Raw genomic sequence first — 23,035 nt, forward strand, 5'->3', positions numbered from 1 at the left:
CGATGCGACAACGGCAAGGTTTCTCCCTCATCGAGCTGCTGGTGAGTTCCGCCGTGACCTTCCTCACGGTGCTCACGGTCTCCGCCGCGTTCCTCAACTACTCGCAGTCCTTCTACACGCAGGCGGGGATTCGCGGGGGCCAGGCCTCGTTGCGGCAGACCCACCTGATGGTGATCCGCAACCTGCGCATGGCGGGCTATGGCATTGATCCCCACCTGGCCTTCGACTTCCCCGCTGGCTGGCGGCGCAACGATGCGAACAACAGGTCCAACCGGCTCGTCTTCCGGATGCGCAACCCGGCGTTCAACACCATCGCCACGAACCTCGACAACGCGACCATCACCCTCGCCGAGCCGTTGAGGGAGAGGCTGCGTCAGGGACAGATCATCCAGGCCGTGTGCATTGGAGCTGCCAACTGGCGCTATGCGCAGCTGAGCGCGGATGCGCTGGCGGGGAGTACCACGCTGAAACTGGTGCCCGGAAACGGCACGTTCCCCAACCAGAACGACCAATTCGACAAGGTGTCCTGCTTCGGTTCGTCCGGAGGCAACAAGGTCCACATCTTCAAGATCGACGTCTACGACTATTCCATCCGGTTCATCGAGGACCGCCCCTACCTCTTCCGCCAGCATGGGCTCGGCTCCATGTCCTCGATCGATCCCTATGGCGAACCGGTGGCCGAGGACATCGAGGCGTTCCGTGTCACCTTCCTCCGGGAAGATGGCACGCCCTTCATCCCGAATCCCGCGGACAAGGCCCCGACCTACGAAACGGCCGCGGATCATGCGGACCGTCGGAACAACAACCCGGCCAACATCCGAGCCGTCATCGTGGGCATGGCGGCGCGCAGCAGCACCCGGGATCTCTCCACGACCGTGGACAACAGCATTCCCTCGTTCAGCAAGCTCGAGGAGGAGGTGGCGGTTTTCGTTCCGTCGTCGAGTTCTCGAGCGCAGGACATCAAGATGGAGCCGAAGATCTCGAAGCTTCGGGGCACCACCCAGAGTCCGCCGGGGATCCGGCGGGTGGTGTCCGAGATGACCGTGCAGGTGCGCAACATGCGCTCCTCGGAGATGCCTCTACCCATTTATTCGCTGGCGACGGGCTCCTGTACGGGCGGCGTTCCCAACGACTATTACAACTGTGCTGGCGGCTAGGAGAACTTTCCCATGAGAAGACGCCTCGGCAGACGCGGTTCGGTGCTGTTGCTGGTGGTAGTGTTGCTGGCGGTGCTGAGCCTGTTGGCGGCCGCCGCCCTGTCCTTTTCCCGCAGCGAGCTGGGCGCGGTGAAGAACGAGCGCTCGGGAGACGAGCTGCTGTCGTGCGCGGACGCGGGCCGTCAGTACGTGCTCTCGAAGTTCAGTAACGCTAGCTCGCCCGAGCGCGTGGAGGTGAACGTCAATCTCAACGCCGACCTCAGCAACGAGCTGCTGTCCAAGTGCCCGGAAGACAAGAGCGTCCCCGCGGACGCCCGGTGTATGCGCACTGGCCACCTCGGGACGTCGGTCGTCACGGGCGTCAAGGCCGTGAAGGCGTCCGCGGGTGGCAATCGCCGCGCGCTTCGTGATTCGGCCAACCTTATCGGGGATCCTACGTTGGGCGATGGCGTGCCCTATAAGATTACAGTCCACTGTCTGGATGAGAACGGACGAGGGACCGAAGTGGAGTTCGTGGTGCGGTTCGGTCTCTAGGAGCCTTTGATGATGCGCATCAATTTCGACACCCTTCGACGTGCGTGGAAGCACTCCTTCTCGCGCAGGATGGCCCTGGCCTCGGGAGTGGTGGTGGTGGGGGCCGCGGGATTGGCGGCCATGGAGAGCCGTTCCGGTTCGATCGACACGCCGCCCAAGGGCGCGTGCTGCTCGAGCGCGGTGGCCGTGGGCGACACGATGATCAGCCCGGCCATCGGAGCGGACAAGGATTTCTTCGAGATCCCCTCCAGCCCGCCAAGCGCCATGTTCCTGCTGGGCAACAACGAGTCCATGCAGGACTACCCCACCGAGCACCTGCTGCCCGAGGACTACACCGAGGGCTATTACCCGGCGACGGGGAGTGGGCCGGGGCAACGCGGGTACAACGACCCGGATCTCGGCCACTTCTTCAACACGGGCTGTGAGGATCCGGCGCTGGTCGCGAAGATGAGCTGGTTCGACAAGAACAGCCCGGACACGAGCAAGAACGGCTCCATCGTCTACGACAGCGACAGCGATCTGGGCTCTCCGTTCTTCAACCCCGCGGAGTTCTATCACTCACGTGGCCGGCGCATCGCCTGGCAGACGGAAGAGCTTCCGTACTCGCTCAATCCGGACTTCACGCAGCTGGCGAGCACCTCCGATGCCCAGTACGCCTGCCGCCAGGTGTGGGACTTCAGCAGCAAGTACAAGGACACGCCCATCTGGAACGAGTGCATCAGCTGCCTGCAGTCCAAGGGCTGGTGGCGTGGTCCGCTCGTGCCCGCGAACATCAATGACAAGAGTGGAAAGCTGGGTCCTCCGAAGTCCGATGACGAGCGACCCCTGACCGCCCACGCCAAGCGCAAGTGGGTCGTCAGCGGCCGCATCCTCAACCTGCACCCGCCCAAGTTCGTGGTGGCGCGCAAGGTGCTCAAGGACGTCATCCGGGACGCCACCAACGTGCGCATGGGCGTGGCCACCTTCGGCGGCGATCGCGGCTGGTACGATCCGCCCTGGATCCTCTCGTACATCCGGCCGACCTGCGACGCGTCCTACCCCACCATCAACGAGGCCAAGCTCGACCGGCCCACGTTGATGAAGGCCGTCAACGACGCGAAGTTCCGCCACAACGAGCGCGCCATCGGTGAGGCCCTCTTCGGTCTGGGCGGCTACTTCTCCTCGCAGACCTCGGACGGCAGGTGGGCCACCTGGTTTGCCCAGCCCATCGGCAACACCACCTGGGGCTGGCCGGGCCAGCCCAGTGGCGGCACGATCGACAACCCCTACGGCAAGAACCAGACCGGTGGTGGTTACGGCAAGACCGCGGATGAGTGGCTCAAGGCGCCCTACACCTACCTGGATCCCATCACGAATACGAACGTGACCCTTCCGGGCCAGCGCTTCGAGGTGGGCGGCCAGGATCGGTCCGTGTGCTTCGGCTGCCAGGTCAGCTCGGTCATCGTGCTCACCGACGGCGAGCCCGTCTATGACAACTCGGTGCCCATCACCAAGATGATGTCCTTGTTGATCGCCCAGAACGCCAAGCACGTGACGGACAAGACGCCCGTCACGTTCAATCCGGTCGACCCCAGGGCCAATCCGACCGCGGAGCCGGGTGGCATCAACTACTGCGACCAGTTCGACAAGGCTCCGGGCGTCAAGGCCACCAAGGAGGACTGCGACTACACCGACTACAACTGGCCGACCGGCTTGCTGCCCAAGAACAAGAACTTCATGGATGACGTGGCCTACTTCCTGGCCCACTCCGACCTGCGCGGAGACATGGAGGGCATGCAGTCGATGCGCACGTACACCGTGGGCTACGGTGACAACAGCCCGATGCTGCAGAGCATCGCCCTGGCGGGCAAGGGCAAGTTCTACCGTGCCAACAACGGTGAAGAGCTGCGCAAGTCGCTCATGGACGCCCTGGGCGACATCAAGCAGCTGTCCACCTCGTTCGCCTCCGCCAACATCTCCGGCGTGCAGACGGGTGGCATGCAGTCCTCCGTGTTCGTGCCGCGCTTCGTGCCGCGTGGCAACCGTCCGTACGAAGGCAGCCTCTTCCGCTTCTTCTACTTCAGCGAGTTCGCCCAGGGCTGCACGCCGATGCCGACCGGAAGCACGACGAAGCACCCACTCGACCTCAACAAGGATGGAGACTGCGACGACACGTTCTTCCTGGACAAGCCGGCGGGCTTCTCGGGCGGCGTACCGAACATCGCCTCCTTCACCGCTTCCAACATCGTCCAGGAGAACGCCGACGGCGTCTGGGTCAAGGTGAACACCGCGTCCGTGGTCGATGGTGCTCTTCAGGGCGGCACGCCCGCGGAGCCCTTCTGGAACCTGGGGGAGACGGTGGGCAAGCGCAAGGCGAGCGCCAAGTGCAACCTCGACAACCCGCTGGATCCGACCAGCGGCCGCTGCATCTTCACGCTCATCGATCGGGACAACGACGGCAAGTTCACCGCGGAGGACAACCCGCCCATCGAGTTCCACGAGGACAACCTGACCCTGCTCAAGCCCTACCTGCTGGCGGGCGATCTCGACTTCTGCCGCATCCTCTTCGCCAATCAGCGCAAGGGCACGTGGGTGGCGAGTCCCGAGCAGCAGACGGAATGTGCCCAGCAGCTCGTGCGCTTCGTGCGCGGCGTGGACGTCTTCGACTACGACGGCGACTCGAATCGCGACGAGGATCGGCCGTGCTCGGACAACCTGGATGCGAAGGACACGAAGTCCTGCAAGCTCGCGGACATCTTCCACTCCACCCCCGTGACGGTGGAGCCGCCCGTGGATCCCTTCGTGTGCTCGCTGGGCCTGAGCGGCCAGTGCGTGTCCACGCTCTACGAGGACTTCTCGTCCTCGGTGACCAGCGAGCCGCTGTGCTCGGCGGGTGGAAGCGCCAAGCCCTGCTACGCGCCCACGCCCATGGCCACGCCGCGCGACAACACCAACCGCTACGGCGTCTATGACGAGTACATGAAGCACGAACCGGTGGCGCGGCGCGATCGCATCGCGCTGGTGGGCTCCAACGGCGGCATGCTGCACGCGGTGCACGTGGGCACGGCCACGCAGACGAGGAAGGACGCGCTGGACAGCATCCATGACATCGGTACGGGCCAGGAGATGTGGGCCTTCGTGCCGCCGGATCTGATGCCCAAGCTGGGCCTGATGGTGTCGAAGCACCAGTACTACGTGGACGGCACGCCCATGGTGCGTGACATCTGGGCGGACGGCTCCCCCAACGGCACGCTGCAGGCCCGTGGCCGCGACGGCGTCAAGCAGCTCAAGGAGTTCCGCACCATCGCCGTCATCGGCGAGCGCAGCGGCGGCCAGCGCTACATGGCGCTCGACGTGACCGATCCCTACTCCATGCTCAAGGCGGTGAAGAACCCGACGGACACGACCCAGAAGCCGTTCCGCTGGATGTTCCCCAACGCCTGCGACAAGGAGTCACTGAGCATGGGGCAGTCCTGGTCGAACTTCGCGCCCAAGCCCCCGCCCATCGGACCCGTGCGCCTCAAGGCCTCGGCGACCTCTCCCGCGACTGATCGGGATCGGGGTTGGGAGGAGCGCTGGGTGGCGGTGCTCAATGGCGGCTTCAGCCCGGACCTGACGCGCGGCCGCGGCGTGTACATGCTGGACGCCTGGACGGGTGAGCAACTGTGGTCCGTGGAGGCCCAGCCGGGTAACGCGGCCGCCAGTGCCTACCAGAAGGTGATCAACACGATGCAGCCGGTGGTGGCCGCGCCCGCGCTGGTGGAGATTGGCAAGGGAGAGAACCTGCAGCGCGACATGGACGGCTTCTTCGACACGATGATCGTCGGAGACATGGGCGGCCAGGTGTGGACGTTCCGCTTCCATCAGCCGGGTGAGGTGGACGGCAGCACGGGGCTGGTGAAGAACTGGTTCGGCGCCCGCTCGCTCGAGGTGCAGCGCGACGACGCCGTGGTCAACGCTCACCAGAAGGCGCCCTTCTTCCAGGTCGCCGCCACGGTGTTGCAGCCGGACACGGGGTGGTTGCGCAGCTTCATGGGCACTGGAGACCGGCAGCATCTGCGCACCTCGCCGGGTTCGGACTGCAACGCGGATGACCTGCTCGCGTGTATCCGGCTCAAGTGTGACGTGAAGGCCTCGTTCTCCGGCGAGGTGAATGGCCAGCAGCGCACCAGCGTCGTCGAGTACAAGGCCGGCGTGCTCACGAGCAACTCGGAGAGCTGGGCGAGCACCGCGGGCTCGGCCTGCTCGGGCTCCAAGATGGAGTTGACCGAGCTGTCGCTCAGCTGCCCCACCGCCGCCTACGGCACCGCCGTCTTCCCGGTGGGGGGTGGCTCGCGGGTGTATAGCTCCACGGCGTCCTGCTCGGGTGCCAACGGCGACTGGACGTGTGCGAGCAGCCCGCTCAACACGAGCGAGCGCCATGATCAGATCCTCACGCCCGACGAGAAGGTCACCGTGGGCACCAACCGCTTCTTCGGCTTCCTCTCCTACGGTGGCCCCAAGCGTGTCTTCAAGGACGAGCTGGGCGCGATCGCGTTCGACAAGATGCGCGTGACGGACAAGCCGGGCGTCAAGTGCGACACCCTGAACTGCTCGCTGACGGACATCACCGTTCCGCCGGACTACTACGCCTACACGCCCGCCGACGTGCGTGGCGTGAAGCAGCGCTACATCACCAAGGCGAACCTGGAGAAGATCAAGTGGCCGTCGTCCGAGGATGCGGGCTGGTTCGTGCGCTACACCAACACCGTGGCGGAGCGGACCGCGACGGGCGCGACGGTGCTCGCGGGCGTCGTCTTCTGGTCCTCCTTCTCTCCGTCCACGACGCCGGGGAAGGATGCCTGCTCGCTGGCGGGACTGGGTGACAGGTCCTACTCGTGGCAGGCGGATGCCATCACCGGCAGGCCGGATTACGCCTCGGGCTTCGAGGTGCCGGGGCTGGGGTGGATCCTGTCGCGTGAGCAGCCGACGGCGGCGCCTCCGGGCAACCCCGCGCCCATCATCTCCCTGTCGGCGACGCAGGGCATCCGCTACGAGGTGGCCATCAGCGCCGCCGGCGCGGCACCGAGCACGGAGACGCTGGGCAACAAGAAGAACGCGGCGCCCGACATCTCGTGGATGGAGGTGCCTCGCAACCTCCACGAGTGCCGCCACGAGAACTCCGCCGCCTGCAACAACGAGGAGACGGCGGTGACGACGCCGTAGTCCCCTCGCTGGACCGGGCCTCGCGCCGAGGCCCGGGACTCGCGCTTCCCCTCTCCCCCACCGCGGGGAGGGGGGTTTTGTTTTTCAGGGCCCGGTGCTCTGGGTCCGACGCTCAGGGTCCCACAATGGCGAGCGCGCAGCGCTCCAGGTCGATGAGCTCGCGCGCCACCTTGCGCACGTCCGCGGCCGTCACCGCCGCCACGCGCTCGGAGTAGTGCAGGAAGTTCTCCCGCCCCAGGCCGTAGCAGGCATCGAGCGCGATGAGCGCGGCGCGCGAGCCGTTGCGCTGCAGGCCAATCTCATGGGTGCCGATGAGGTGCTGCCGGGCCCGGGCCAGCTCGCCCTCGGGGATGGGCTCGTCGCGCACGCGCGTGAGCTGCTCGCGGATGCCCGCGAGCGCCGCGTCCACCTTCTCGGGGCTGGTGCCCATGTAGACGGCGAAGTAGCCCGGGTCCACGCCCTCCACGGAGAAGCTGCTGATGCTGTAGGCCATGGAGCGCTTGTCGCGCAGCTCCACGAAGAGCCGCCCGCCCTGGCCACTGAGCACCGTGGAGAGCACCTCCAGCACATACCGCCGGGGGTCATCCAGCCGCACGCCCTGGAAGCCCAGCACGAGGTGCGCCTGCGCGCGCGCCAGCTCCCGCTTCGCCGTCCGGGCGCTCTCGGGCGGGGGCTCGGGCCGCACCTCGGGCGGGGGCCGTGCCTGGCCACGCGACGCGCCAAAGGCCTCGTGCGCGAGCGCGAACACCTCGTCCGCCCTCACGTCCCCCACCACGCACAGGGTGAGCTGGGACGGGTCCATGTGCGCGGCGTGATAGGCGCGCAGCGCTTCCGGCCCCAGCTTTTCCACCGAGGCCTGCTCGCCCAGGCTGGGCAGCCGGTACGGGTGCGTCTGGAAGAGGGCGCGGTTGAAGAGATCGAAGGCCACGCCGCTGGGCTTGTCCTCGCGCGTGACGATGTCCTGCACGAGCAGCGCGCGCTCCCGCGCCACCTCGGCCTCGGGGAAGAGGGGGTGCAGCAGGCAGTCCGCGAAGAGGCGGAAGGCGGGTTGGAAGTGGCGCGAGAGGAACTCGCCGCGCAGGCCCACCGTGTTGCGCCCGCCCATGCCGGACAGCGCGCCGGTGAAGGAATCCACGAGGTGGGAGATCTCCTCCGCGTCGTGCGTGGGCGTGCCCCGGGTGAGCGAGCGGCCCAGCAGCGTGGTGAGGCCGTTGGTCTCCGCCGTCTCGTAGCGCAGGCCGCCGGGGAACACGGCGCGCATGGCGAAGACGGGCACGTTCCGCTCCTCCCGCACGAGGATGCGCGCGCCCGAGGGCAGCCGCTCCTCCACCACCCGGCCCGGGGTGGCGCGCGGGCTCCTGTCTTCCTCGCGCGGCGCGCGCCCGGCCGCGGGGGGGGCCTTGGGGGCGCGGCGCTCGGGGGGCGGCGCGGAGGGCTCGCGGGGCACCCGGTCCAGGATCTCCTCGGCCTGCTCCGCGCTGAAGGCGGTGCCGGGGGGCAGCAGGCCGGTGACGATGGCGTGCTCGAAGCGCAGGTAGCGTTCGGCCACCTCGCGCAGTTGCTCGGGAGCCAGCCGCGCGATGGCCTCGTAGTAGCGCGCCTCCGCCTCCAGCTCCCCCATGGAGGACTGGTAGTGGCCGAGCTTGCGTGCCAGCCCCTGCACCGTCTCGCGCTGGTAGATGGCCTCGGACTCGATGAGGGCCTTCACCGTGGCGAGCTCCTCCTCGGGCACCAGCCCCGTGCGCAGCGCGGCGAGCCCCCGCACCGTCTCCTCGAACGCCTGGGGCAGCTTGCCCGGGGGCAGGGTGAGGCTCGCGGCGAAGAGGCCTGGATCCCTCGGCGTGTACGCGTACGTGTGGATGTCGTTGACGAGGCCGCGCTTGCGCTTGACCTCCAGCACCAGCCGGGAGGCCTCGCCCTGGCCGGCGATCATGGCGAGCGCGTCCAGCGCGGGCACGTCCGGGTGGTTGCCCTGGGGGATGGGGAAGGCGAGGTTGAGGTAGGCCTCCTTCACCTCGTCCGGGCGCAAGAGGACGCGGCGCTGGGTGAGCTGGGGCTCGCGCGGGCGCACGACGCCGCCCTCGTAGGGCTGGCCCCAGTCTCCCCCGAAGAACTCCTCCACCCACCCGCGCAGCTGGGCCTCGGTGAAGTCCCCGGTGGCCACCAGCACGAGATTGCGCGGCGTGTAGTGCCGCCGGTAGAACTCGAGCACCTTGTCCCGGCTGAAGCCGCGCACGCTCTCCGCGGTGCCGATGACGGGGAGGCGGTAGGGGTGCTCCTGGTAGACGGTGGAGAAGAGATCCCTCGAGGCCCGGCGGCTCGGGGTGTCCTGGCTGCGCTTGATCTCCTCGCACACCACCTCGATTTCCCGCGACAGCTCGCCCTCGTCGAAGGCGGAGGAGCGGATGGCATCGCCGAGGATGTCCAGCCCCATGCGGGCGTACTGGCTGGCGATGACGATGTGGTAGACGGTCTGGTCGAAGGACGTCCAGGCGTTGATTTCCCCTCCATGGGCCTCCACGTCGCGGGCGATCTCCCCGGGGGCGCGCCGGGCCGTGCCCTTGAAGAGCATATGCTCGTGCAGGTGGGCGAGTCCGGCCTGGTCGGGGCGCTCGTCGGCGCTGCCCGCCTTGACCCACACCTGGAAGGCGGCCACCCGGGCGGCGTGCTGTTCCTCGAAGACGACGGTGAGTCCGTTAGGAAGTGTGTAGCGTTGAGCCATGGAACAGTCGACCCTGGCACTGGTAGGAGGGGGTGGCAAGGCGCCCGGTGCCCTCAAGGCCCCCCGACGTATGCCTGGAGACCAATCAGGAGGACGGGGAGCGGGCCGGGAGCGGTGTTCGGTGGAGAAGCCGTGGCGCGGGCGGTAACCTGGAAAGACATGGGGTCGTCAGAGGAAGTGGATCCACTTGCCGAGCTACGGGAGGGGGAAGGCTCGGACGCGGAGGCGGCCGCCACGGCCGCGCCTCCTCCGCTCCCTCCGCGCCGGTCCACGTCGGTGGCGCTCCGGCCGGCGATGACCCTGCCCGCCGTACGCATGCCCACGCGTCCCTCCGCCTCGACGGAGGCGGCGGACCCGTTCGGTGAGCCCACCGAGCCACCCGCTCCCCCCGAGGGCTCCCTCCCGGAGCGGCTGGACTACTTCCGCACCGTGCTGCGGCAGAAGGTGGAGACGCTCAAGCGCGCCCGGACCCTGTACGCGGAGCGGGAGGCGGAGCTGCGCACGGTACGCATCTCCGAGACCACGCTGCGCGGACAGTTGGTGGAGGCCCAGGGGCAGCTCGCCTCGCTCAAGACGCGCCCGGCCCCGAAGGACTCCGGGGCGGCGCAGACCCGGGTGGCGCGGCTCGAGGCCGAGCTGCTCCAGGTGGAGGAGGACCGCAAGGATCTCTCGCGCTCGCTCGCCGACGTGGAAGCGGAGCTGGCGCGGCTGTCGGACGAGCTGACGCGGGAGCGGGAATCGCGCGGCGCGCTCGCCGAGGAGCTCATCGGGGCGAAGGAGGCGCTGTCGCTCGCGCAGGACCGGGTGTCGGAGCTGGTGGCCGAGCACCTCGAGACGCAAGGCGCGCTGGAGGCCGTCCGGGACGAGTACCAGGCCACCCTGGCCGAGCTGGAGCAGACGGCGGAGCGGCTGCAGGAGGCCGAGCGGGAGCGGGAGCTCGCCGCGGCGGAGCGCACGGGGTTGGCGGTGCGCGTGGGGCAGCTGGAGTCGCTGCTGGCGGATGCCCAGTGGTCGAACGACTCGCTGGAGGAGGTGCGCGCGCACACCCTGGAGCTGGAAGCCGAGCGCGATGGGGCGCTGGCCGAGAGCGGGGATCTGTCCGAGAAGCTGGCGCTGGCGGAGGCGGAGGTGGAGCGGCTGCGCGAGCGGATGGAGTCGGAGGTGGCGGCGCTGGGCGAGGTGGTGGAGTCCGCCGAGGCGAACGTGGCGCGGCTGGAGGAAGAGCTGCGCACGGTGACGGCGGACCGGCAGGATCTCTCGCGCGCGCTGGCCGAGGTGGAGGCGGAGCTGGAGTCGCTCCGGAGCGCGAAGCAGGCGCCGTCCGGGGAGGAGGGGGCGGAGGAGGAGAGCGCCGAGAGCCGGGCGCTGGAGGCCGAGGCCCAGGCGGAGCGGCTGCGCCAGCGGGTGAAGACGCTGGAGGACGCGCTGGAGGCGGCCCGGCGCAAGAACCCGGCGCCGGCCCCGGCGGTGGACGCCGAGGTGATCGCCGAGCGCGACCAGCTCCGGGAAGACGTCGCCTCGATGAAGCGCAAGCTGATGGTGGCGGAGCTGGCGCTGGAGACGGCGGCCAGCAACAAGATGAAGGTGGCGCGGCTGGAGGCGGAGCTCGCGCAACTGAAGAAGGCGAAGTAGGGGATGGACTTCGCGGGTCCCATCGACGCCCTCACGGGCACGCCCGCGGCGCGCTTCGGGCTGTACGTGCACTTCCCCTATTGCGTGTCCAAGTGCCCCTACTGCGACTTCGCGGTGGCGGTGGTGCGCGAGGTGCCCGAGGAGCGCTACGCCCGCGCGGTGCTCACGGAGCTGGACGCGCGGCTCGCGGCGGACCCGTCGCTGCGCGAGCGCACGCTGGAGTCCATCTTCCTCGGTGGCGGCACGCCGTCCCTGTGGCATCCCCGGTGGGTGGCGCACGTGCTGGAGGGCGTGGCGGCGCGGCTGCGCGTGGCGCCGGGCGCCGAGGTGTCCCTGGAAGCCAACCCGAGCCTCGCGGATGCCGGGCGCTTCGCGGGCTACCGGGCCGCGGGCGTCAACCGGTTGTCGCTGGGCGTGCAGTCCTTCCAGGCGGAGACGCTCCAGGCGCTGGGGCGCGAGCACTCGGGCGCGCAGGCGGTGGCCGCGTTCGACACGGCCCGGCGCGCGGGCTTCGACGTGGTGTCCATGGACTTCATCTATGGCGTGCACGGCCAGTCCCGCGCGCAGGTGGAGGCGGACGCGCGCCAGGCGGTGGCCCTTCAGCCCGAGCACCTGTCCACCTACGCGCTGACGGTGGAGCGCGAGGTGCTGGCCGTGGCCACGCCGCTGTCCCGGCAGCTCGACCAGGGCGTGCTGGCGCTGCCCTCGGACGAGGCCGTGGTGGAGATGGCCCAGACGGTGCGCGACGTCTACGCCGGGGGCGGACTGCACCGCTATGAAATCTCCAACCATGCCCGGCCGGGGTTCAGCTCGCGCCACAACGCGCTGTACTGGACCGGGGGCGAGTACCTGGCGCTGGGCGTGGGGGCCACGGGCATGTGGCTCACCTCACCCGCGGGGGCCCCTCTCGAGGGCTCGCGCTACGTGAACCCGCGCGGCTCGGGGGCGTACCTGCGCGCGGTGGAGGAGGGCCGGCCGGTGGAGGCGAGCCGGGAAGCCCTGGGCTCCGAGGAGCTCTTCGCCGAGCGCCTGTCCATGGGGCTGCGGCTGCGCTCCGGCGTGGACTGGGAAGCGGTGTGCGCGCGCTACGGCCAGTCCCCCGAGCCCCGCCGGGCCGAGGTGGAGCGGCTGGTGCGCCATGGCCTCGCCCGGCTCGAGGGCGCCCGGCTCGTGCTCACCGACGCGGGCGCGGACGTGCACAGCGCCATCTGCGCGCGCCTGCTGTGAGTCCCGCCGTGTGGGCCCCGGTGCTTGCCCCGGTGCTTTTCAGGGGGCGCTGACGGGCAGCTCCACGCGGCCCTCGGGGTAGAGGGCGGTGAGCTTGCCGCCGCGCAGCTCCAGCGCCGCGAGGTGGTGGCCGTAGCCGGTGCTCAGGCCGGTGTCGATGAACACCGCCTTGCCGCCCCAGCGCGTGCGGATCTTCCCCTCGCGCTCGGTGGTGTGGCCCATCACCATGCGCCGGGCGCCGAAGCGGGCGAGCACCGTGTCGAGCGCCGCCTGCGTGCCCTCGTCCCCGAGCGCGTAGCCCCGGAACCACAGCGGCCCCTCGGGAGACTTCGCGCCTCCCAGGGGCTGGCCCTCGGTCAGGTCCTGGCGCACCCAGCGGTTGAGCTCGGCCAGGGTCTGGGCGGGTACCTCGGGGGAGATGCCGCCATGCACGAAGAGGGTGTCGTTGATGCGCACCGCCGCGGCATGGGTGCGCAGCCAGCGCCCATAGCGCCCCTGCGGCCCGTAGGCGGCCCGGTGCCCGGCGAGTCCCCCCTCGGTGGGTCCGCTCGCGAGGTCCGCGAACGAGGCCAGCTCGCCGGGCGTGGCGTAGCGCAGGTCCCCGAGCATGTTCATCACCTCGTGGTTGCCCAGCAGCGCATGCACCCGGCCGCCCGCGGCGAGCGCCTCCTTCTCCAGCCGCATCAGCAGCTCGTAGGCCTCGCGCGTCTGGTCTCCCCGGTCCGGAATGTCTCCCGTCTGCACCAGGTGCGCCTTGCCGCCGCTCCAGCGCCCCCGGGCGTCGATGAGCCCGGCCAGCTTCAGCACGGCCTTCAGCGCGTCCACGTCTCCATGCACGTCACCCACCGCCACCACGCGCTCCACGCCGGAGAAGGTCTCCGGGGCGTCTTGTTTCGCGCGCGACGGCAGCGACGGGGGGGTCGCCGCGAGCATCAAGGGAACCATCAACACCAGGAGGCCTGGGCGGGGGGCGGGGGACGGCATGGCTTCTTCCTCACAAGGGGTCCATACACAAAAGCGAACGGCGCGGGCAGGCCATCTCGCCTGTCCGCGCCGTCCCTGTCCAGCGGGTCCGAAGGAGGACTACGGGTTCTTCTGCACGTCCTGCCCGCTCATCTTCAGGATGTTGAACTCGACGCGGCGGTTGTTCTCCCGGCCCGCCGCCTTCTTGTTGTCGTCCACCGGCCGCGTCTCGCCAAACCCCATGGCATCCAGGCGCTCCCCGGCGATGCCCTCGCGAATGAGGAAGGCACGCACCTTGTCCGCGCGGCGCTGGGACAGCCGCAGGTTGCTCGCGTCATTGCCCTGGTTGTCCGTGTGGCCCTCCACGCGCAGCAGCTCGATCTGCGGGTTGGCCTTGAGCACCGAGGCCACCTGCTTCAGCAGGCTGAACGACTTGGGCAGGATGACGTCCTTGGCCGTGGCGAAATACACCTTGTCCAGGATGACGATGCGGTTGGATTCCAGGCGCACCTTGGACTTGCCCTCGTCCGGGCAGCCGTCCTCGTCCTTCACGCCGTTGATGACCTCGGGCTCGTTCGGGCACTGGTCCTTCGTGTCCGGCACGCCGTCCTGATCATTGTCGGGATCCGGGCAGCCATCCTCGTCCTGGAAGCCGTCCTTGTCCTCGGCCTGCAGGGGGCACTTGTCCTTCGAGTCCAGCAGCCCATCCCCATCCGAATCCTTGGTCGAGGCATCGGGGCACCCGTCCTCGTCCTGGAAACCATTGATCGTCTCGGGCTCGTTCGGGCACCGGTCCGTCACGTCCGGACGTCCATCCTTGTCGTTGTCCCGATCCGGGCAGCCATCCTGGTCCTCGAAGCCGTCCTTGTCCTCGGCCTTCGTGGGGCACTTGTCGGCCGTGTCCGGGATGCCATCACCGTCCGTGTCGACGGGCGCGGCGGCGGGAGCGGCTGGAGCGGCGGGAGTGGCCTCTTCCGTGGGAGCGGCCTTGGGAGCGGTCGAGGCGCGCTCGCCGGGCTGGTGCCAGTCGATGCCCGCGAAGACGCGGAAGGCCGGCGTGCCGTAGCCCCGGGTGAGGCCCGGGCCGCCGCCCAGGTGGGCCGACAGTCCGGGCGAGAAGCGGTACTGCAACGCCGCGAGCACCTCGAGCGGCAGCGCCCCGAAGCCCGTGTAGTTCAACCCGTACGAGCCCGCGAGGTTGGCCCGCAGCGCGAGCTTCTCGGAGAAGGGGATCTGCGCGCCCAGCGCGTACATCAGCTCGGTGCCGGTGCGCAGGTTGCGCAGCTGCTCCTCGCGCTGGATGTTGGCGCCCAGGTTGGCCACCAGCCGCGCGCCCCTGTCCCGGCCCCATTCCACGACGAGCTGGGGCCGGGCGCTCACGCCCGCGCCGCCGCGGAACGCCTCGCCTCCCGCGCTGGGCAGCAGCACGGGGACGACGAGGCCCAGGCCGAAGTTCTCCGACGACACCAGGTTCAGCTTGGGCACCAGCCGCACGTCGCCGAGGCCCGCGCCCGCCACCCCTTGCGCGAAGGAGGGCGTGAAGCCGGCCTCCGACTCCGAGGCCTGGTAGGTGATGGGCAGCACCACGCCCAGCTCGAACCGGTTCCACAGCGACAGCGAGCCCATCACGTCCAGCGTCGCCTGGTGGGCGACGAGCTCGTAGACGAAGCGGTCCGTGGCCGGGTTGTAGAAGCCCAGCGGGTTGCTCGCGTAGTTGACCGAGGCCCCGAGGTGCCAGCCCAGGTGGTTGTCCACCCGCGAGCCGTGCACGCCGAGGATGTCCGTGGCGCCGGGACCGGGCTTGTAGCGCTGCACGTCGATGGACTGCGACAGCGGGGAGGGGGAGACGACCTGGGCGTCCGCCGCCGGAGCGGACAGCACGCCCGCCAGCCCCAGCAGACCCCCGAGCATGCCCGGACGGGGCGCGCGCCGCGAGCGCAGCCACGGCAGGCCGAGCAGGGCCATGGTCAGCCACGCGAGCGGACTGCCGCCCGAGGTGCTGCAACCCCGGCCGCCGAGGAGCAGGTCATCGTTGCCATCCAGCGGGTTGGTGTGGGCCTTCACCTCCTCGCCGTCGGACGTGCCACCGCCGTCGGTATCGGCCTTGCGCGGGTCCGTCTCGCCGTCGTCCACGGTGCCGTTGTGGTTCGCGTCCTCCTCGCCGTCGGAGAGCCCATCCCCGTCGGTGTCCGCGTTGTTCGGATCCGTGCCGTTGTTGGTCTCGACGTCGTTGGGGATGCCGTCCCCGTCCGCGTCCTTGTCATCCGCGGGGTTGAGTGGATCGGTCTCGCCCGGGTCCACGGTGCCGTTGTGGTTCTTGTCCTCGTCGCCGTCGCTCACGCCGCCGCCGTCGGTGTCGGCCTTGCGCGGGTCGGTCTCGCCCGGGTCCACGGAGCCGTTGTGGTTCTTGTCCTCGACGCCATCGAGCAGGCCGTCCCCGTCGGTGTCCGGATTGTTCGGATCCGTGCCCGTGGTGTTCTCGATGTCGTCGGGGATGCCGTCCTGGTCGGAGTCACGCAGGGGGTCGTCATCCGTGGGGTCGAGCGGGTCGGTCTCGCCGGGGTCGCGGGTGCCGTTGTGGTTCTTGTCCTCGACGCCGTCGGGCGTGCCGCCGCCGTCGGTGTCGGCCTTGCGCGGGTCGGTTTCACCCGGGTCGACGGAGCCGTTGTGGTTCTTGTCCTCGACGCCATCGGGGATGCCGTCCCCGTCGGTGTCCGGGTTGTTCGGATCCGTGCCCGTGGCGGCCTCGACGTTGTCGGTGATGCCGTCCTGGTCGGAGTCACGCGTGGGGTCGTCATCCGCGGGGTTGAGCGGATCCGTCTCGTCCGGATCGTGGATGCCGTCGTGGTTCTTGTCCTCGGCGCCGTCGCGCACGCCACCGCCGTCGGTGTCGGGATTGAGCGGGTCGGTCTCGCCCGGGTCGCGGGTGCCGTTGTGGTTCTTGTCCTCGATGCCATCGGGCAGGCCGTCCGTGTCGGAGTCGGGGTTGAGCGGGTCGGTCTCGCCCGGGTCGCGGGTGCCGTTGTGGTTCTTGTCCTCGATGCCATCGGGCAGGCCGTCCGCGTCGGAGTCGGCCTTGCGCGGGTCGGTCTCGCCCGGGTCGACGGAGCCGTTGTGGTTCTTGTCCTCGACGCCATCGGAGATGCCGTCCCCGTCGGTGTCCGGGTTGTTCGGATTCGTGCCCGTCGCCTGCTCGATGACATCCAGGATGCCGTCCCCGTCGCTGTCGCGCGTGTCGTCATCCTTGGGGTCGCGCGGGTCGGTCTCGCCCGGGTCCACGGTGCCGTTGTGGTTCCTGTCCTCGAGGCCATCCGGCACGCCACCGCCGTCGGTGTCGGGGAGGCGTGGGTCGGTCTCGGTCGGGTCGCGGGTGCCGTTGTGGTTCGCGTCCTCGACGCCATCGGGGAGGCCGTCCGCGTCGGAGTCCGTGTTGAGCGGGTCGGTCTCGCCCGGGTCCAGGGTGCCGTTGCCGTTGGCGTCCTCGAGGCCATCCTTGATGCCGTCCCCGTCGGTGTCGGGGTTGTTCGGGTCGGTCTCGCCCGGGTCCACGGTGCCGTTGTGGTTCTTGTCCTCGATGCTGTCGGGGATGCCATCCTTGTCGGTATCCAGACCCACCACCCAGGTCCACACCGCCGGGGTCAGGTCCACGGCGCCCGCTTGGGTGCGGGCACGGACGCGGAAGGTGTACCGGCCCTCGGGCAGGTTGGTGTACGCGTAGGCGCCCTTCCTCGTGTTCGCGTCCGCGCACTTGATGAACGGGGAGCCGTTGAGGCTGCAGTCGAAGCTGTGGATGCCACTGGTCGCCGAGGTTCCCGTGAACGTGAAGTTGGCCGTTCCCGTGGTGCTGTTGGAAGCCGGCCCCGTGTCAATCACCGTCTCGGGCGGCTTGGCGTCGATGGTGAAGGGGACGCTCGTGGCGTCGCTGCGGTTGCCCGCCGCGTCCTGAGACGTGGCGCTGACGGTGTGGGGGCCATCCGCGAGCAGGATCGAGGGGAGCCACCACTTGCCCGAGCTGTCGGCGGTGGTGCGGCCAATCACCTGACCATCGACGCTCACGATGACCGTGGAGTTGGCCTCGGCGGTGCCCTCGAAGGTGGGGCGCTGCGTGGTGAGCACGGCATTGGCCGTGGGGACCGTGATGGTGGGGGCCGCCGGCTTCTGCGTGTCCACCGAGAAGGAGCGGGGCAGCGTCGGTTCGCTCGTGCCCTCGCTGTTCGTGGCCACCGCCGTGACTTTGTGGCCGCCCTCGCCCAGGCTCGTCGAGACGCAGGACCAGGTGCCCGAGGCCGTGGTCGTGGCGGTGCACAGGGCGATGCCATTCTCGTAGACGGTGACCGTGGTGCCCGGCAGCGCGGTTCCGGTGTACGTGGGCCGCGCGGTCGGCACGATGGAGCCCTCGGCCGGCGTCTGGATGACGGGCTTCGGGACGATGGCGATCTCGATGTCCGTGGGTCCCTGCCCATCCGGGTTGCGCGAGGGCGTGTTCACGGGCTCGATGCCCAGCACGCCGCCAGCCGTGATGATGGCCTGGTTCTCCACCCTGCCATTGGAGGCGGTGGCCTTGACCTTCATCTGGAAGGAGATGCTGGTCCGCTCGGGCAGGTCCCCGGGGACGAGGACGCCCTTGAGCTGGCCGCCCTTGGTGGGGGTGGCCCCCTTGCCCAGGTAGACGGTGACGGTGCCCGTGGTGGCGTCGTAGTGGCCCACGTCGTCGCCCTTGGCGTCCGTCAGGGCTCCTGGCGTCTGGGTGTCGCTCGCCGCCACGGTCAACAGCTTGAGCGACCCCGGCACGTAGTCGAGCTTGTCGGTGGGCAGCTTGTCGTTGACGACCGTGTCGCGCGAGATGTCATCCCCGATGTTCTCGGTGGAGATGGTGTACTCGATGACGTCGCCGGGGCGCACGGTGCCGTCCGCGCGGGTGAGGTTCTTGACCGACTTGATGGTGTTGACGAAGTCCGGGGCCTGGGTGGTGATGGAGGTGATGAAGCCGGCGAGCCAGAACGTGTCGCCACCTCCCTTGGTGGCGGCGGCGGCGGTGGCGGTCCGGTCACCCGAGGCCAGGGTGACATCCACCACGTCGAGGTCCATGCCGGACATGCTGTTGGGCGTGCCGGTGAGCTGCGGCCGGTCGTTGCGGTGGCTGATGGGATAGGCGTCGAAGACGCCGTCCGTGCCCGGGTTGGCGAGCGACAGCGGCGTGTCCGTGGTGGTCTTGCCGCCCTTCGTGGTCCACGAGCGCGTGCTGTTGAAGAAGTTGTCCGCCGGGTTGAGATCGTTGCTGAGGATCTTGCCGTTGAACGAGAAGGTGTCGCCGTTGTCGTTGTCGGGCTCGTCACCCTCGAAGGCGATGACGCCCAGCTTGGCGTCCGTGGCGTAGCTCGGCACGTAGAAGCCGTTGAGCGTGAAGTTCGTGGCGTTGTTGCCCGTCACGACGCGCATGCTGTCGAAGAGCTTCAGGTGCCGCTTGGTCGAGCCCGGCACCTCGTAGAAGACCGCCATCCACCAGCCGTCGAAGATGAACTCGCCGCCGCCCGCGAGGGTGTCCAGGTTGATGGCCTGCACGTCACTGACCTGGTAGCGGCCCGCGCCGTACTGCCGCACGATGTCCGTGATGTCCGCGGTGGACTGGTAGTGGTACTCGGAGGTCCCCGCTGGGGGGTAATAGAAGGCGTAGTCATCCGCGAAGAGGGCCTTGTCGAAGCCGGCCACACCCGGCCGGGACAGCCGGGCGGTGAGGTCCGCCTCCTGGCGCTTGTCGCCGCTGTTCGTGTTGAAGCGCGTGGCCGCCCAGTACAGGCGCGCGTAGACGACCTGGGCGCCCGCGGGCAGCGACAGCGCCGCCTGGCTCCGGGCGTTCGTCGGAGTGATGCCGACGGTGGTGCTGGTGATCGGCGCCGCGGGCTGGGTGGCGGCGCCGGTGCTCTCGACCGTCCAGTCGTTCAGGGTCCAGAAGAAGTCCGGAGAGGTGTCGCGCCTGCTGCATGCGGCATCTCCGGGCAGGCCGCTGCCCATCGGCGGCATCCGGCCGCTCAGGGGCCGGGGCGTGACTCCCGGGCGGCAGTCCTGCGCGAGCGTGTTGCCGATGAGGGCGAAGTCGCCGCGCAGGTCCTGCGCGAAGCGCAGCTTCGGCGGATCGTTGTGCTTGGGCTGGGCCTGGGTGCTTCCAGCCACCAGGGACAGCGCGACGGCGAGCACCAGTGCCGAGGCGCGCTCGCCCCACGCGAGTGCGCGAGGAGGAGTCGGGGAGGGGAGGGAGGGATTTCTCATGAAGGCAATGAGGTTGAATCGGGGAGAAGGATGGCTCGCGGCGCTCCTGTTGCAAGGCGAACGCCACCGGCCATTTCACTGCTCAGCCTATGTCAGTCCCCTCCCGGGCCGCGAATTCGGGGCCTGGTCCCCCTTCTTTTCCCAGGGCTCCCTCTGGACACCGCGCATTGTATGGAATCCAGGCGGGATGCCCGCCGGGCTTGCGATTGTGGCGGAACGCCCCTGTGGCGAATCGCCACGCGTCCTGGGGACCCATCGGTTGGTCTCACCGCGCGCCGAGGCGAGGCCACCTGATATGAGACCGCGCTCATGAGCTACAGCTGGTTGTTGTGGATGGTGCTCGCGCGGGTGACGGGCAGCCCGGTGCTGTCGGCGTTGGGCGTGCTGGGGGTGCTGTGGGCAATAGGGCGCTACAGCATGATCCTTCCCGGTCCCCTGCGGCTGCTGGGACGGTGGCGGCGCGCCGCGGCGCTGCGGCGGACGTTGCACGTCAATCCGCATGACCGGCGGGCGCGCTACGAGCTGGCGGAGCTGTGGGTGGGCTGGGGCCGGTACGCGGCGGCGGTGGAGGTGCTCAAGCCCAACCTGGAGGCGGGGGACGAGGACGTGTCCACGCTCTACCTGCTGGGCGTGGCCTACCTGGGCGCGGGCGATACGGCCCGGGGCGAGCTGCTGCTGGACGAGGCCGAGAAGCTCGACCCCCGCCACCAGCTGGGGGCCATCGACCTGGAGCGCGGGCGCTTCCGCCTGGCGCGCGGGGACTTTCCTCGCGCCATCGAGGCCCTCCAGCGCCTGCGCGAGGTGCGTCCGGGCACGGTGGAGGGGCGGGTGCTGCTCGCGCGTGCCCTGGAGCGCGGGGGCCAGGACGGCGAGGCGGCCCTGGTGCGCGAGGAGGCCTGGAAGGAGTACGTGGCCGCGCCCTCCTTCCAGCGCCGCCGCGAGCGGTTGTGGGCCTGGCGGGCGCGCCCCAGCCGGCCCCTGGCCTACGGGGTCGCACTGGCGGTGGGCCTCGTCCTCGTCGGCTCGCTGCTCGGCCGGATGGCGGATTCCGCCTCGCGATGGGAAGCGGACGAGCAGGCCTGGGTCTCGGACGAACCCGGCACCGGGGAGTAGGCGGGCGTCTTTCGCGGAGGGCTCCTTGGTTTTCCTGAAAACCCGCTAGGCTGAGGAACCATGTTTTCGACCCCCGCCCAGGTCCTGAGGCAGCGCGAGGGGGCGCTCGCCGAGACACCTTTCGCCCTGCTGTTGCACGCGCTGGCCGTGGAGGAGCGCACGTGCACGCTGGAGCTCAAGGTCCGCCAGCGCGAGAAGCGCATCACCTTCGAGGACGGCGCGCCCGTGGCCAGCTCCAGCAACCTGCTGCACGAGACGCTGGGCAAGTTCCTGGTGGACAAGGGCAAGCTGTCGGAGACGGACTACCAGAAGACGCTCGCCGAGAGCGTGAGCACCGAGGTGCCCTTCGGCGGCCTGGTGGTGCAGAAGGGCCTCATCAGCCCGTTCGACCTGTACAAGCAGATGCAGGCGAACATGGCGATGACGCTGCTGGACTGCTTCCGCTGGACGGACGCGCGCTACCGGCTCATCGCCGACATCGAGCCGCCGGACACCAGTGTGCGGATGAACACCGCGCAGCTCATCCTCACGGGCATCGCCAACGTGATGCCCTTCGACGAGGTGGCCACGCACTTCACCTTCACGGATGAGCGCCGCTTCGCCCAGGTGCCGGGCATCGAGGGGCCGAAGCTGTCCGCCAAGGACGCGCGGTTGTTCCAGGCGCTGCGCTTCCGGCCCACCTTCCCCGAGCTGATGGAGCGCTCGGGCATGGACACGGACTCCACGCTGCGCCGACTCTACGCCTTCTGCGTGCTGGGGCTCGCGGACTTCGTGGAGGAGGTGGATGCGCGCAGGCCCGCCGCGGCGGGGCCCGTCGCCGTGCCCTTCATTCCTCCCGGTCCCGCCCTCACGCCCCTGCCCGGCACCCTGGAGACGGTGGAGGCCCGGCCCACGGGCATCCCCTTCTCCGACGAGGACGAGGCCGTGAAGAACGAGCTGCTCAGCGTCTTCCTGTCCCACCGCAGCCAGGATCCGTTCGACTTGCTGGGCGTGCCGGAGAACGTGCAGCCGGTGGCGCTGCGCAAGGCCTTCCTGGCGCTGGCGGACAAGTTCTCCCCCCTGCGCTTCCACTCGGCGGACCTCAAGGAGAAGGCCGAGGGACTGCTCACCGCGTACGCGCGGGCGTACGGGGCGCTCAGCGAGGTGGAGCAGGCCACGCTGTGGCGCAAGCGGCGCCAGGCGGCGCGCGAGAAGAAGGTGAACACGGGCCGGCCCTCCACGGCGGAGCAGTTCCGCATCCGCACGGACCTGCTGGACGCGAGCACCCAGTTCGACGAGGCGATGAAGCGGCTCAAGGCGGAGAACTTCGCCGGCGCGTTCGAGTACTTCGAGTATGCCTGCGACATCGATCCCAAGCCCCTGTACCGGGCCCACCGCGCGTGGGCGCGCTACCTGATGAAGCCCGAGTCCCACGGCAAGCTGGCGATGCAGGAGCTGCAGGACGTGCTCAAGCAGGAGCCCGGGTGCGAGGAGGGGTGGTTCTTCCTGGGCGAGGTGTCCCGGGGCGAGGGCCAGTGGGCGCAGGCGGAGGACGCCTACCGCAAGGCCTTCAAGATCAACCCGAAGAACCGCCAGTACGTGGACCTCGTCCAGGAGACGATGAAGCGCGTGAAGCGCTGAGGTGCCCGCTTCAGTGCCCGCTTCAGTGCACGACGGTGACGGGGCGGCCGGCGAGTTGGATGACCCGGTCGCTCACCGAGCCGAGCAACCACCTGCCGCCCGCGTTGAGTCCGCGGGCGCCCACGACGATGTGATCCGCCCCGAGCTTGTCGGCCATGGCGACGATGGTGTCGGCGGGGCGGCCCATCTCCACCACCTTCTCCACCTGGGCCGAGGGAAGATCCGCGGCCACCTCGTCGAGCAGGCGCCGCACGGCGGCGAGCTCCTCGGGGCTGCGCGGGGCGCCGGAGATGAGCTCCGCGTCCATGAAGCCGAAGGGCAGGACGCGGGGCGGCTCGAGCACGAAGAGCAAGGTGACGCGGGCGCGGGTCTGCTGGGCGAGGTCATGCCCGAAGCGGGCCGCCTTGCGCGAGGTGTCCGAGCCGTCGATCGCGACGAGGATGTGCTGAATCACGTCCGCCCTCCTGCGGTGATGAGGCGCCCGGGTCCAAGGGGCCCCTCTTCACAGGGTGGGGCGGGGCGCGCCAGGATCAAGCCGGACCGTGGAGGAGAAAGCGGGGGAGCGGGCCAGGGTCCGCCGCCCCGAGCGCGGGGCGGGGAGGCGTTCGCCATACCC

General features: G+C 69.5%; 11 protein-coding genes. 7 read left to right on the top strand and 4 right to left on the bottom strand.

What is annotated here, in order from left to right:
* The first annotated feature begins 2 nt into the window (after nt 1-2).
* From F0U63_RS07450 to F0U63_RS07460, 3 genes are read left to right on the top strand one after another with little or no spacing between them, the layout of a single operon-like run.
* Entirely contained in the window at nt 3-1,157 is a 1,155-nt protein-coding gene (locus F0U63_RS07450; protein WP_395845142.1) for a hypothetical protein, read from the top strand.
* Nucleotides 1,158-1,169: 12 nt separating this feature from the next.
* On the top strand, nt 1,170-1,691 hold the full coding sequence (locus tag F0U63_RS07455) for a hypothetical protein (protein ID WP_395845144.1): 522 nt from the start codon (nt 1,170-1,172) through the stop codon (nt 1,689-1,691).
* 9 nt (nt 1,692-1,700) lie between these two features.
* Complete coding sequence (locus F0U63_RS07460) at nt 1,701-6,875, top strand: hypothetical protein (protein WP_395845146.1); 5,175 nt, start codon at nt 1,701-1,703, stop codon at nt 6,873-6,875.
* Between the two features lie 112 nt (nt 6,876-6,987).
* Here F0U63_RS07460 and F0U63_RS07465 read toward each other — a convergent pair whose 3' ends face one another.
* Nucleotides 6,988-9,597, bottom strand: coding sequence for a M16 family metallopeptidase (locus F0U63_RS07465; protein ID WP_395845148.1), 2,610 nt, complete (start codon nt 9,595-9,597; stop codon nt 6,988-6,990).
* Nucleotides 9,598-9,756: 159 nt separating this feature from the next.
* Here F0U63_RS07465 and F0U63_RS07470 point away from each other — a divergent pair, with 159 nt between their 5' ends.
* Together F0U63_RS07470 and hemW are read left to right on the top strand one after the other, a co-directional pair.
* Nucleotides 9,757-11,229 (top strand): hypothetical protein, encoded by a 1,473-nt coding sequence (locus tag F0U63_RS07470; RefSeq protein WP_395845150.1) that lies wholly within the window; start codon nt 9,757-9,759, stop codon nt 11,227-11,229.
* 3 nt (nt 11,230-11,232) lie between these two features.
* Nucleotides 11,233-12,456, top strand: coding sequence for a radical SAM family heme chaperone HemW (gene hemW / locus F0U63_RS07475; RefSeq protein WP_395845152.1), 1,224 nt, complete (start codon nt 11,233-11,235; stop codon nt 12,454-12,456).
* Nucleotides 12,457-12,495: 39 nt separating this feature from the next.
* Here the strand turns inward: hemW and F0U63_RS07480 are convergent, their stop codons facing one another.
* Both F0U63_RS07480 and F0U63_RS07485 read right to left on the bottom strand, forming a co-directional pair.
* Entirely contained in the window at nt 12,496-13,440 is a 945-nt protein-coding gene (locus tag F0U63_RS07480; RefSeq protein WP_395845154.1) for a metallophosphoesterase, read from the bottom strand.
* A gap of 99 nt (nt 13,441-13,539) precedes the next feature.
* Complete coding sequence (locus F0U63_RS07485) at nt 13,540-19,686, bottom strand: Ig-like domain-containing protein (RefSeq protein WP_395845156.1); 6,147 nt, start codon at nt 19,684-19,686, stop codon at nt 13,540-13,542.
* 309 nt (nt 19,687-19,995) lie between these two features.
* Here F0U63_RS07485 and F0U63_RS07490 point away from each other — a divergent pair, with 309 nt between their 5' ends.
* Nucleotides 19,996-20,799, top strand: a complete 804-nt coding sequence (locus F0U63_RS07490) for a tetratricopeptide repeat protein (protein WP_395845158.1) — start codon at nt 19,996-19,998, stop codon at nt 20,797-20,799.
* Nucleotides 20,800-20,859: 60 nt separating this feature from the next.
* The gene (locus F0U63_RS07495; RefSeq protein WP_395845160.1) at nt 20,860-22,419 is read left to right on the top strand and encodes a DUF4388 domain-containing protein; all 1,560 of its coding nucleotides are present in this window, start codon (nt 20,860-20,862) and stop codon (nt 22,417-22,419) included.
* A gap of 22 nt (nt 22,420-22,441) precedes the next feature.
* Here the strand turns inward: F0U63_RS07495 and F0U63_RS07500 are convergent, their stop codons facing one another.
* Nucleotides 22,442-22,873 carry a universal stress protein gene (locus tag F0U63_RS07500; protein ID WP_395845162.1) on the bottom strand — a complete coding sequence of 144 codons (432 nt, stop codon included), beginning with the start codon at nt 22,871-22,873 and terminating at the stop codon, nt 22,442-22,444.
* Between the last annotated feature and the right edge of the window lie 162 nt (nt 22,874-23,035).

The organism is Cystobacter fuscus (genome assembly GCF_044360685.1).
GTDB lineage: Bacteria > Myxococcota > Myxococcia > Myxococcales > Myxococcaceae > Cystobacter > Cystobacter fuscus_C.